Here is a 12,277-nt window from a genome sequence, read left to right as displayed (position 1 = left end):
TAAAAAATTTTTAGCTCTTTATGAAAAAATTGGTAATTAATTTTTAAAAATGATATTATAATTAAACAGGGGTGATAGAATGTCGAGAGAAGAAAAATTAAGAACAATAATTAATACAATAGATATATCTGAATACAGTAAGACTCATAAAAATGTAAATAAGCAAGGTTGTCTTAGTAAGACGTACAAAGATCCTCAAGATTTTTGGCTTGCCTCTAATTATTCAAAGAAAAAGTATGCAGATTACAAACCATTTCAGTTTGTAGATGGAGAAGGAATAAGATGCTCTATATATTTAAGTGGATGTTTATTTGCATGTAAGGAATGTTTTAATGAGAGTATTCAAAATTTTAATGTAGGGCAAGAGTACACAAAAGAAGTAGAAGATAAAATAATAGATGATTTAAGACATACATATGTTCAAGGACTAACTATTCTTGGGGGAGAACCATTTTTAAATACACAGGTTGCAATTTCTTTAGTTAAAAGAGTACGAGAGGAATTCGGGGATGGTAAAGATATCTGGGTTTACAGTGGTTATACCTATGAGCAACTTTTAAATAGTAGCGAGGATAAAAAAGAATTGTTATCGCTTTGTGATGTTTTGGTAGATGGCCCATTTATGATTGTTCTAAAAGATTTAAGCTTACGTTTTAGAGGTAGTAGTAATCAACGAATAATAGATATAAAGAAATCTACTAAAGATAATGTTGTTTTATATTTAGAGTAGCAGTTATAGTTAGTAAAAGTATTTTGACAATAGATATCTTTTTTGATAGAATAGATTATCACTAATAAGAGACTTTCAATATCTCTAATATTTTTTAAAAAGGAAAGGAGACTTGTAATTTGAAAAATATTATAGAAATTTTTAAAAATGATATAAGGGAGATTTTTCGAAAAACAAGGACGTGGATAGTAATAATTGGCCTAATTCTATTACCTTCAATGTATGCATGGCCAAATATACTTTCAGCATGGGATCCATATGGTCATACTAATAATATAAAAGTTGCAGTAGTTACAGAAGATAGTGGTGCTGAGGTGAGCGGACAAAAAGTCAATCTAGGAGAAAATTTGGTAGAAGGATTAAAAAACAATAAAAACCTTGATTGGCAGTTCGTAAGAAATAAGCAAGAGGCAGAAGATGGAGTGAAGATAGGGGATTATTATGCGAGTATAGTAATTCCCGAAAATTTTAGTGATGATATAACATCTGTGAGTAGGGGGGGGCCTAAAAAGGCGACTATTGAATATACTGTTAATGAGAAAATAAATGCGATAAGTCCAAAAATAACAAATAGTGGAGCTTCAGCGATTGCGAATAATATCAGCAAATCTTTCGTAAAAATAGCCAATGGTGTTATTTTTGAGAAGTTACATGAGGCTGGAATTAAATTTGAACAAAATTTACCTTCAATAGAGAAGACGAAGGAAGAGATTTTTAAATTAAATGATAATTTCTCAAATTACGAAAATGTTCTATCTGAACTAATAGGTAAGACTGAACAGGGACAAAAGATTCTTAATACTATTCAGCAGACTTTGCCAGATATTGATAGGTTTGCTACCAATAGTATTATGTTAGCAGATAAGGCTGATATAACAATTAATAATATACAAAATTTTAATGAGAAATTACTGCCTCTAATTAGCAATCATTTAAAAGTTGTAGAAGATGTTTCAGGAGAGGCAAATAGTCTTTCTCAAAAAATTCAAAGTAAACCAGATAATGTAGAAGAAACAAAAGAAAAACTGAAGTTGTTAAATACTCGACTAGAAGTGGGAGAAGAAAGACTACGTGTTGTAAAAAACATTTTTGAGTATTTAAATGAATTATCAGGAGAGAACATACTTCAAAATCAATTAAATAAGATTAGCACATTAGAAAACGACTTAACTAAAGTAAAAGAAATAAATAATAAAATATATAATAATATAGATAACTATGATGAAATAGCAGATGATATTAAGAAAGATTTTGTTGAACGAACAAAACGTATTAACGAAATATCAACAAATATAGATAACAGGTTGAATGACGATATTGCTCCGTTAGTTGCTAAAGTGTTAACTAAAGCAGATATAAATATTAATGAAATCTCTAAGCTAATTATAGGAGCTCAAAATGAACTTCCGGAAGTAGAAGCAAAGATATTAAGTACAGAGGTGAAAATTCAAAGAGCTCATGCTAAGTTAATAACTATACAAAAAGAATTACCAGAAGCAAAAGAAAAAATTAAAAAGCTAACCGAAGAGATTAAAAAGGCGGAAGCAGGAACAAATACAAATATGTTGTTTAATTTATTGAAAGTAGATTATAAACAGCAAGCAGAATTTTTTGCAAATCCTGTTCAGCTTAGTGAGAATAAATTGTACCATATTAAAAATTATGGTTCTGCAATGACTCCATTTTATACAGTGTTATCAATATGGGTTGGAGCACTACTTATGTCATCGTTATTAACTACAAAAGTGGAAGATGAAGAAGGTAAATATAAACCATATGAGAAGTATTTTGGACGTTGGATACTATTTTTAGTAATATCATTGTTTCAAACATTGGTAATTACACTAGGAGATATGTATATCCTTGGAACACAAGTAGTGTCGCCATATAGATTTGTTTTTTATGGTTTATTAATATCTGCCTTATTTTCGTCTATTATATATACTATAGTACACCTTTTAGGAAATGTAGGAAAAGCTATTTGTATTATATTGTTGGTGCTTCAATTAGGAAGTTCAGGAGGAACCTTCCCAATTCAAATGACTTCGAGCTTTTTCCAAGCATTATACCCTAAAGTACCATTTACTTATTCAATAGGATTGCTAAGAGAAGCGGTAGGTGGAGTATATATACCGGCAGCCCAACGAGATATGAAAATATTATTAATTGGAATAGTAATAACATTAGTAAGTGGTACTATTTTAGTTCATTTGAAATCTCGTTCTAAAAAATTGAGTACTGAGCAGGAAAAATCGAAATTATTCTTGTAAAACAAGAGAACTTTTAAAGTATTATAACTATGTACTTTAAAAGTTTTTTTATATTATTAAAAATGGATTGTATCTTATAACTAATTAGATTAGTATGGGAATAACCAGCTAACAAATGAAAAAATACATTTTTTATGATATAATTATTAGAATATAAATCCTAATGTATAGAGGAAAAATTATGACAAAAACACTAGATAGAACTAAAGACATTTTTTTAGATACAATGCTTTTAGGAAAAGAAATATTAGTAAAAAAAATAAAAACAACCAATAAAACAAAAGTAACAGTGGTGTTAGCTGCCTTTAGAAATATAGATAGATTAAAATCTATTTTGGAGAATATTCTTAAACAAAGTTTTCAAGAGTTTGAAATTATCGTTGTGGATGATTCATCAAGTACACAGGTAGAAGAGTTTATCTCGAGTTATGATAGTAGCAGACTAAATTATATAAAGAAACAACTTGGATCAAATTCATCAGCTAAAAATTGTGCTTTAGAATTTGCCAAAGGTGAATACGTTGTTTTTTTAGAAGAAAATATTAGACTAAAACCTGATTATATTGAATATTTATATGGTCTTGTAACTGATAAAAGTTTAGATATAGCTATTTTGACGAGAGACAATTATAGTAATATTTTAGGTGAAGCAGTTGTAACAGGTAAAAAGTATTTAGAAGAAGAGATTAAACAATTTAAGAGTGATTTAGATTATAATTTGACATCATGTATGTTTAAGAAAAAGTTTCTTGATGTCTATAATTTAAGATTTCAAGAAGACATGTTATCTCTTGAGAATCTATATTTTAAATTAAAAACTTTTGATATAGCTGGGAAAGTATGTCAAAGTTCACGTGTAGGATATATAGAATTAAAAGAAGAAAAAACTGTTCGTAACCAAGCGATGATTGATGCTTCAACACGAAGAATAATGTTGGCAACAGAAAAAATAGAAGAATTTAAAACAGGTAAGAGCTATGAGAATAGTTTAAACCTTTTATGTGGATATTTATTTTTTGATGTATTGCGAATGCACGATGATATGGCAGGAGAGGAAAAATTGCTTGAGCTTATAAAATCTAAAAAGAATTATTTTGAAAGCGATACTTTTATTAGTAAAGCTATGATAAATATGTCGCCAATATTATTTGCAAATTATTTAAATAGAAAGGATAGAGGATAATATGAGAAGAATATTACATAATGTATTTTCATATGCTTTTATCTCACTATTTGCGGTAGCATTAATTTGGGCATATGTAGCACCTTTTGTGTATGAACGCATATTAAATCCTTTAGCACTATTATTAGGTGTACCAGTATTTTTTATAATTTTTATTTATATTGTAAAAAAGATATTAGCAACAGATGAACAAGGATTAAAAAAATATAATAGGATTATAGTTTTAGTTTACTTGGTTTTTCAGGCAATTATATTATCGATGGATACATTGAATTTTTCTGATGGAGCAGAGATTGAAAATGAAGCACACTATATGCTGAATTATGGTAAATTTTCTGGAGAGAGATATTTTTTAGTTTATCCTAATAATATTAATCCTACTATAATTCTATATTGGCTTTATAGAATTGCCGGATACCTTCATATATCAGAAATATGGACATTACATATTTTTTGCTTTGCAATTACTTCTGCAACGATGTATTTAACATTTAAAACAGCAGGGAAACTATTGTCAAAACAAAAACAAACTATAATTTTAGGTTTAATGCTAGTATATATTCCATTCCAAATGTATAGTTTATTTTACTATTCTGATAGTTTGATGGTTATATTAGTAGCTCTTATTATTTATGTTTTGATTCCATCTGATGGAAGTTTTATTTTTAGAAGTAAACATATTATAGCTGTTGCGGTAATTGTAGCTTTTGGTTGGAACTTAAGATCAAACATAATAATTATTATCCCAGCACTAATAGTTTACTTATTATTTTTCAAATGGTATAAAAATTTGCTATTACTTATAGTTACATTTGGAATATCTTTTGTAGTTTTTGGCAAAGGTTTTGATATGTTATGGAATCATTATGGTTTCTTCCAAGATGCTGGATATAGATTCCCAATGCTTCACTGGGTTATGATGGGAATGAGTATTCAGGGAGGAAGTTATAACTGGCAAGATTTCCAATTTACGTATTTAAGTCAGAATAAGGCTGCGGATGACTTTGGTCTATTATTCAATCGACTGACGCATCGCCCTTTCTTCTTAAATTTATTAATGTTTGTTTTAAAAATCCGTGGTAATTGGAGTGATGGTACGATAAATTATACAAATGGTACGCGTGCATTACGAGATGGAGATGGATTTTTATGGCAGTTATTCTATGGTAGTAATAATAGCTTCTTCATTTATATCTCACAGATGATATATGTAGTTATTTTATTTGGGATGGTATATTATATTTATAAGAGAAGAAAAGAATATATAACATCGTGTTTCTTATTCCAAATTATTATTTTTGGAGTATTTATGTTCCATTTAATTTGGGAAGCTAAACCGCGTTATGTTTATGCATGGATGCCAATTATTTTTATCTTAGGAGCAAAAGGTCTAATATTGTTTGCTGAAAGATATGAAACAACGATTTTTGATAAATATAAGAAAAAATTATATATAGCATTTGCTATAGTATTCTCACTACAAATAGGAAGTGATAGCTTCTTACGACCATCATATTCAATGAATTTAGACTATGATTCTCGTGTTATCAATGGAATAAGTATTTATGCAACAGATAACTATCTTCGAGATGGAATTGTTCGTGTGAATAGGGATACAGAAGTAGAGCAAACATTTAAAGCTACACGTAGTTTCAACTATGTTAGAGGATATATATCATCTTATGATGAAAAAAATAATTCAAAATATAAAGTTGAAATTATAGATAAGAAAGATAATAAAGTAGTGCGTAAGCATGAGTTTATATATAGAGAATTATATTGGGAAATTCCGCTTCAGACTTATACACTTCGTTGGTATTTTGATGACCTTCCAGCAGGGGATTATAGTGTAAGATTCTCACAAATAGAAAGTGATAACAACGGAAGTATCGTAATATCAAGTGTTCCTAACGAAATGATAGATATGTATACCGCAGGAAAGCTTTATATCAATGGGGCAGATCAAAATAGAAAAGATTTATCACTGCAAATAGGACATCGTTATCAAAAATTATGGTGGTATTAATATAAAGACGATAGGGGAAATGATAAAATAAAAATTTTAATTGTTAAAGGGGATAAAACTGTGATATAATAAACTTATACAGATAAGGAGGTATATAGTTATGGTAAATATTTATGACAAAGCAAATGAATTTGAAAGAGCATTAAGGGAAAGTGACGAATATAAAGCTTCAGTAGCAGCCTCAGAAGGACTTTATTCAGATGAAGAAGCTAATTCATTGTATACAGAGTTTGTAGGTAAACAAAAAGAATTAATGGAAAGTTCACAAACAGGAGCCCAACCAACAGAAGAAGAATTAAAAGTATTTGAAGAAATTCAACAAAAATTGATGGAAAATGCTAAATTTTTAGAATTTGTACAAACTCAACAAAAATTACAATTTTTAATTGAAGATTTGAATAAAATAATGTACAAACCATTAGATGAGCTTTTCGAAAAATATGGAAATAAATAATAATAATAAAGTCTAGATAGTGTAAAGTCTATCTAGGCTTTATTTATATACATTTAATATTTTATTTAGTCTTATTTTTTTCTATATAATCTATTAATTCAATAGTAAGATCATATTTTGTAAATGGAGTTATTAAATAAATTCCTTTGAAGTATTTTAATGAGACATCAAGTAGTTTTTTACTTTCTTCTAAAGCTACTTTTTGACAAAGTGCTTTATCATCCTTTACCTTTTCTAGTTTGGTTAAAAAATCTTCTGACAATTTGATTCCTGGGACTTCATTATGTAGGAAGATAGCATTATTATAACTAGTAATAGGCATAATTCCTAAGAAGAACGGTGTATCAGGATAATCAGCGACAAACTCTGCTAATTGTACAATTTTATCTGATTCAAAAACAGGTTGAGTAATAAAGTAATCAGCACCGGACTTAATTTTTTTCTCAACTAATCGTTTTGTTTTTGATAAATCTCGAACATTTGGATTATATGCCGCAGCAACTGTAAAGTTGGTAGCTTTCTTAAGTGATGCACCATTGTATCCAAGGCCGTCGTTAAGTTGTTTAATAAAGGGTATTAATTTAAGGCTAGTTACATCATATACGCTAGTAGCCCCAGGGAAATCTCCCAGCTTACTTGGATCACCTGTAATGGCAAGTATATTATTGATACCAAGAAGATCAAATCCCATAAGTCGAGACTGTAAGCCGATAAGGTTATGATCCCGACATGTCAAATGTAGTAAGGTAGGTGTAGTAATATGCTCTTTTAATAAAGCAGCTGTAGCTAAATTACAAATTCTAGTACTTGCTAAAGAATTATCTGCCAAAGTTATAGCTTCAATATTTTTCTTATCTATAGCTTTTGCCCCTTCAATAAACTTATCTATATTTAGATGTTTTGGTGGATCTAATTCGGCAATTATAGTGACCTGTTTTTTTGCTTTATCTACAATTGTAGGATTATTACTTGCTACTCGAATAAGCTCTTCTTCTGCAGGAAGAGGAGTGATTATTTTTCTTCTTATCGGTTTTAGATTTTTAATACCTCGTTTTATCGCACGGATATGCTCAGGGGTAGTACCACAACAACCACCAATTAATCTGATACCTTCTTCAACTAATAGCTTAGCACTTTGTTCAAAGTATGCAGAATTTTTTCTAAAACGATATTCGTTACCATGTGTGGTTTGAGTTAATTGTAATAAACTGGCGTTAGGATAAGCTGATAAATAACTTTGAGCGAACAAAGGAACTTGTTTTAGACTCTTTATCATATGATATGGACCCAAATGGCAATTTAGTCCAACAACATCAGCACCTAAATTAACAAGAGTACTTAAGGCATCTGTTACTTTTTCACCATTTTGAGTAATACCTGCTTCTAATAATGAAATATTAGTGATAATTGGTAGGTTAGTTAGCTTTCTTGCTTCAGTTAATACTGCACGAATTTCTTCTTGATCATAATATGTTTCAAACAATAATGCATCGATTTTATCGGTTGATAAAAGTACTTTTACTTGATTAAGTGTTTCCTTGACAATAGTTTCTAGCGTTAGCTCGCATTCGCGAAGACCACGAATTGCACCGATAGTACCGAAAACAATAGTGTCTTGCCCAGCAGCCTTACGTGCTATTTCAGCCGCTCTAATATTAATTTCTTCAAATTTATCTTCATAACCATAAGTTTTTAATTGACATTTTTTGGCAGCATAGGTATTTGTTTGAATAATATCAGCCCCTGCTTCAATATAAGCTCTATGGATTTTCTCTACAGAATCTGGATTAGAAATATTATTATATTCATGACAACTTTCTAAGCCGTTACCATAGAGAGCTGTACCCATAGCTCCGTCAGCTACGAGTACATCTTTTTCTAATCTCTCTAATAAATTTCTCATATAAACCCTCCTATTTAGCGGAAAGTTCATTTCTTATTTCTTTAGTTACCTCAACTAAAACTTCTAATGCTTCAATTGTTTCTTTTTCTGCACGAGTTTTTAATCCACAATCAGGGTTAATCCAGAATTGTTCTTTAGATAATTTTTGAAGAGGGCGTAGAATATTAGTACGGATTTCTTCTTTAGTTGGCACGCGAGGTGAGTGGATATCATAAACTCCAAGACCGATACCTAAAGGATAAATTGCTGTTTCGAATGCAGAGATTAATTCCCCGTGGCTTCTACTAGTTTCGATAGAAATAACATCAGCATCTAAAGCTCGGATAGAATCAATTATTTCGTCGAAATTAGAATAACACATATGTGTATGAATTTGTGTCTCATCTTTTACTGATGAAGTAGCTAAACGGAATGAGAATACTGCTTCTTCAAGATATTGTTCTTTCTTATTATCTCTTAAAGGTAATCCTTCGCGAATAGCAGGTTCATCAACTTGGATAATTGAAATTCCAGCTTTTTCTAGAAGATCAATTTCATTTTTAAGAGCAATAGCTATTTGATTGAAAATTTCTGCTTTAGAAATATCAGTTCTTTCAAATGACCAGTTTAGTATCGTAACTGGTCCAGTTAACATACCTTTTACAGGACGATTAGTTAGACTTTGAGCATAGGCAGTTTCTTTAACAGTTACAGCTTCAACATGTTTCACATCTCCATAAATGATTGGTGGTTTTACTCCACGAGAACCATACGATTGAACCCAACCAAATTTTGTAGAAGCAAATCCTGCAAAACGTTGTCCAAAGAACTCAACCATATCTGTACGTTCAAATTCACCATGAACCAATACATCGATATCAAGATCTTCTTGAATTTTTATCCAACGTGCAATTTCTTCTTCAATAAATTTTTCATACTCTTCATTAGATAATTCTCCTTTTTTCCATAATGCACGTTGAAGACGTACTTGTTTAGATTGAGGGAATGATCCAATAGTAGTTGTTGGTAATAATGGTAAATTGAATTTTTTATTTTGGACTTCACGACGAACTTTATAATCAGATAGGCGAGTCGAACGAACGTTATCGATTGATTCTAATTCAAGGTTTCTGAAATTAGCTGCTTGTAACTTGTTAAAATCATTAACATGTTTCTCATAGGCTGCATCTTCTTTACCATCTAATTTATTTGCTAGCAAGTTAAGTTCTACTAGTTTTTGATCAGCAAAGGCTAAACCATTTAGTAAAGTTTCTTCTAATTCTGTTTCATTTTTTGTTGTAACTGGAACATGCAGAAGTGAACAAGAAGGTTGGATTACTAATTCAGCAACATTTGATTTAAGCTCTTCTAATAATGCAGAACTATCTACGAAGTCATTACTCCAAACATTACGTCCATCAACAACCCCAGCAAAAACTTCTTTGTCTTTGAATAAACCAGCTTTTATATTAGCTAGATTTTCTTCTCTACCGTGAACAAAATCTAACCCAAAGGCAACAGGTAAATCTACAAGTTCTTTGGCTTCAATTAGAGCTTCAAAATAAGTTTGAAAGATGAATTTAGCATTTACTTCATTATTGAAATGGTTATAAACTTTATGAGCCAGCTCTATGTAGTTTCTTCCTTCATCAGTAACAAAAATAGGCTCATCTACTTGTATGTATGATGCTCCAGCATCAACTAATTCTTTGAATACTTGTGTGTAAAGTGGAACTAATTTATCTACAGCTTTTCTAAGTTCGCCTTCGTCTAATCCACCTGATAAAGCAACATATGTAATAGGTCCAGTAATAACTGGTTTTGCTTTATCTCCTACGATTTCTTTTGCTTCTTTGTATAAATCAAGAAGATGAGTATTATTTAATTTAGGGTTAACGTCTTTCCATTCTGGCACGATATAGTGATAATTTGTATTAAACCATTTTTTCAATGCAGATGCAACATTATCTTTGTTACCACGAGCGATATCAAAGAACAAGTCTACATCGATTTCTCTTCCTTTAAAACGTTTTGGAATAATGTTGAATTGAACTGATAAATCTAAAATATGATCATATAGTGAAAAATCACCAACTGGAATTAAATCTAAACCTGCATCAAATTGTTTTTTGATAAATTCGCGACGTAACTTTCCAACTTCCTCAAATAGTTCATTTTGGCGAACATTACGAGTCCAATATCCTTCTATCAATTTTTTCCATTCTCTTTTTTCTCCTAAACGTGGATAACCTAAACTTGAAATTTTTGTCATTAAACTTTCCTCCTGAAATTTAAAAATTTTGTATATGTTATAGAATTATAAAAATAAAAACGCCCTTAAACAATAATCTAATATTGTCTAAGGACGTGCGTTTTATACGTGGTACCACCTTATTTTATGGAACAGTCTAAAATTATTTAACTCTTTCCACCTCATTAAAATTTTAACGCTGTTTTGTGCGTAATTATCTAACTATCGCTCGATAATTAAAACTCAAAGACCATATTCAAAAAAATTCATTAATCTCTTTTCAGCAACTGAGACTCTCTGGTGTAAATCCTTTTTTCTACTCATCTTTTCATAGTTATTATATTAATTTGTATAAAATATTTTTTATTCAGTCTTAAATACGACAAAAGGGTAGTAACACAAGGGACGAAATGACCGTGTTACCACCCAATTTTATAATCTTAAATAAACTTTAATTTTACCTCTACGATTGTTAACGGTAATCAACCGAAACTAACTCATTACTACTCATTAGTTTAGCTCTGTGACCATTTACAATATACTCAAATCCTTTTTTTCACCAACCAAAAGGTCTCTAACAATTAAGTAATATTGCTCTTCACTTCATCGCTTTTAAAACTGTTAAGGGAATATTAACATAAGATTTTTTTTTTGTCAATATTTCTTAGTAAAAAAATTAAAACTTTTTTCGGAATTGTCAGAAATCTAAGGAAGATCATATATATTAATACATTTTAAAGATAATATTTTAATAATAACTATTTAAGAAATATTTTAATAATAACTATTTAAGAAATATTTTAACTTTTACTAATAGTTAGTTAATATCCATAAGGTATACTGTATTCATCAAACAAAAAGTTTTGATAATAAAGTATCAATAAGAGGAGAAAAATACAAATGAAAAATAACTTTATTAAATCAGAGAATTTTACAAAATGGGCAATCAGAAAAGTTAGTGTTGGTGTGGTGTCAGCTGCAATTGCTAGCGGAATTTTTATAGTTGTTGGCAGTGGAGAAGCTCATGCGAGTGATTTACAAGATAAAGCTCCTGTAGTTCAAAATGTAGAAAATAAACAAGTAGATGATGCAACTGAATCTAAAGTAATTGAAAACAAAGTAAATACTGTAGGAAAAGAAACAAAACAAGTTGAGAAAAGTACAGTTGAAGCAAAAAATGTTGTAAGTGCTGAGAAACAACCTGAAGTAAAATCAGAAAAAGAAGTAAGTATTGAATCAAAAGAAACTGATGTGAATAATTTAATAAAACAGGCAAAGGATGTAGCAGAACCACAAACAACTCCAGTTGAAGTTAAAAAAGCAGTAATGGAGAATACAAAAGATACAGTAGATGTACCAGCTAAATACTTAGATAAAGCAAACTTCCCAGGACCATTCACAGCAGGAGTAAACCAAGTAATTCCTTATGAATTCTTCGGTGGAGATGGAATGTTAACAAGATTAATCTTAAAATCATCAGA

At 29.9% G+C, this 12,277-nt stretch carries 8 protein-coding genes and 2 other annotated features; of the genes, 6 read left to right on the top strand and 2 right to left on the bottom strand.

The annotated features are described in order from the left end of the window. The first annotated feature begins 79 nt into the window (after nt 1-79). From nrdG to O3802_RS06995, 5 genes are all read left to right on the top strand, one after another. Nucleotides 80-730, top strand: coding sequence for an anaerobic ribonucleoside-triphosphate reductase activating protein (nrdG, locus tag O3802_RS07015; RefSeq protein WP_371458895.1), 651 nt, complete (start codon nt 80-82; stop codon nt 728-730). Between the two features lie 119 nt (nt 731-849). Continuing rightward, on the top strand, nt 850-3,000 hold the full coding sequence (locus O3802_RS07010; RefSeq protein ID WP_371458894.1) for a YhgE/Pip family protein: 2,151 nt from the start codon (nt 850-852) through the stop codon (nt 2,998-3,000). Nucleotides 3,001-3,181: 181 nt separating this feature from the next. Then, a complete protein-coding gene (locus tag O3802_RS07005; RefSeq protein ID WP_371458893.1) occupies nt 3,182-4,183 on the top strand; it encodes a glycosyltransferase family A protein in 1,002 nt (333 codons plus the stop codon). Nucleotide 4,184: 1 nt separating this feature from the next. Beyond that, nucleotides 4,185-6,209, top strand: a complete 2,025-nt coding sequence (locus tag O3802_RS07000; protein ID WP_371458892.1) for a glycosyltransferase family 39 protein — start codon at nt 4,185-4,187, stop codon at nt 6,207-6,209. Nucleotides 6,210-6,309: 100 nt separating this feature from the next. Then, the gene (locus O3802_RS06995) at nt 6,310-6,663 is read left to right on the top strand and encodes a YlbF family regulator (protein WP_371458891.1); all 354 of its coding nucleotides are present in this window, start codon (nt 6,310-6,312) and stop codon (nt 6,661-6,663) included. A gap of 61 nt (nt 6,664-6,724) precedes the next feature. On the opposite strand, the gene O3802_RS06990 is transcribed toward O3802_RS06995, so the two are convergent. Beyond that, complete coding sequence (locus tag O3802_RS06990; protein ID WP_371458890.1) at nt 6,725-8,566, bottom strand: bifunctional homocysteine S-methyltransferase/methylenetetrahydrofolate reductase; 1,842 nt, start codon at nt 8,564-8,566, stop codon at nt 6,725-6,727. 10 nt (nt 8,567-8,576) lie between these two features. Continuing rightward, a complete protein-coding gene (gene metE / locus O3802_RS06985; RefSeq protein WP_371458889.1) occupies nt 8,577-10,817 on the bottom strand; it encodes a 5-methyltetrahydropteroyltriglutamate--homocysteine S-methyltransferase in 2,241 nt (746 codons plus the stop codon). An 86-nt stretch (nt 10,818-10,903) separates the two neighbouring features. Further along, nucleotides 10,904-11,137, bottom strand: a binding site (T-box leader). 57 nt (nt 11,138-11,194) lie between these two features. Next, nucleotides 11,195-11,412 (bottom strand) — a binding site (T-box leader). A gap of 284 nt (nt 11,413-11,696) precedes the next feature. Between metE and O3802_RS06980 the strand changes: the two genes are divergently transcribed. Further along, a partial coding sequence (locus O3802_RS06980; protein ID WP_371458888.1) for an SSURE domain-containing protein occupies nt 11,697-12,277 on the top strand: 581 nt, incomplete at its 3' end.

Source organism: Gemella sp. 27098_8_92 (assembly GCF_041433685.1).
Lineage (GTDB): Bacteria > Bacillota > Bacilli > Staphylococcales > Gemellaceae > Gemella.
Note: the sequence above shows the minus strand (reverse complement) of the source record. Positions and strands in the feature narration are given on the sequence as shown.

Bases quoted from the DNA above. Each gene is read 5' to 3' on its own strand.
- O3802_RS06995 (WP_371458891.1), top strand. From the start codon at position 6,310: ATGGTAAATATTTATGACAAAGCAAATGAATTTGAAAGAGCATTAAGG.
- O3802_RS06990 (WP_371458890.1), bottom strand. From the start codon at position 8,566: ATGAGAAATTTATTAGAGAGATTAGAAAAAGATGTACTCGTAGCTGAC.
- O3802_RS07005 (WP_371458893.1), top strand. From the start codon at position 3,182: ATGACAAAAACACTAGATAGAACTAAAGACATTTTTTTAGATACAATG.
- nrdG (WP_371458895.1), top strand. From the start codon at position 80: ATGTCGAGAGAAGAAAAATTAAGAACAATAATTAATACAATAGATATA.
- O3802_RS07000 (WP_371458892.1), top strand. From the start codon at position 4,185: ATGAGAAGAATATTACATAATGTATTTTCATATGCTTTTATCTCACTA.
- metE (WP_371458889.1), bottom strand. From the start codon at position 10,817: ATGACAAAAATTTCAAGTTTAGGTTATCCACGTTTAGGAGAAAAAAGA.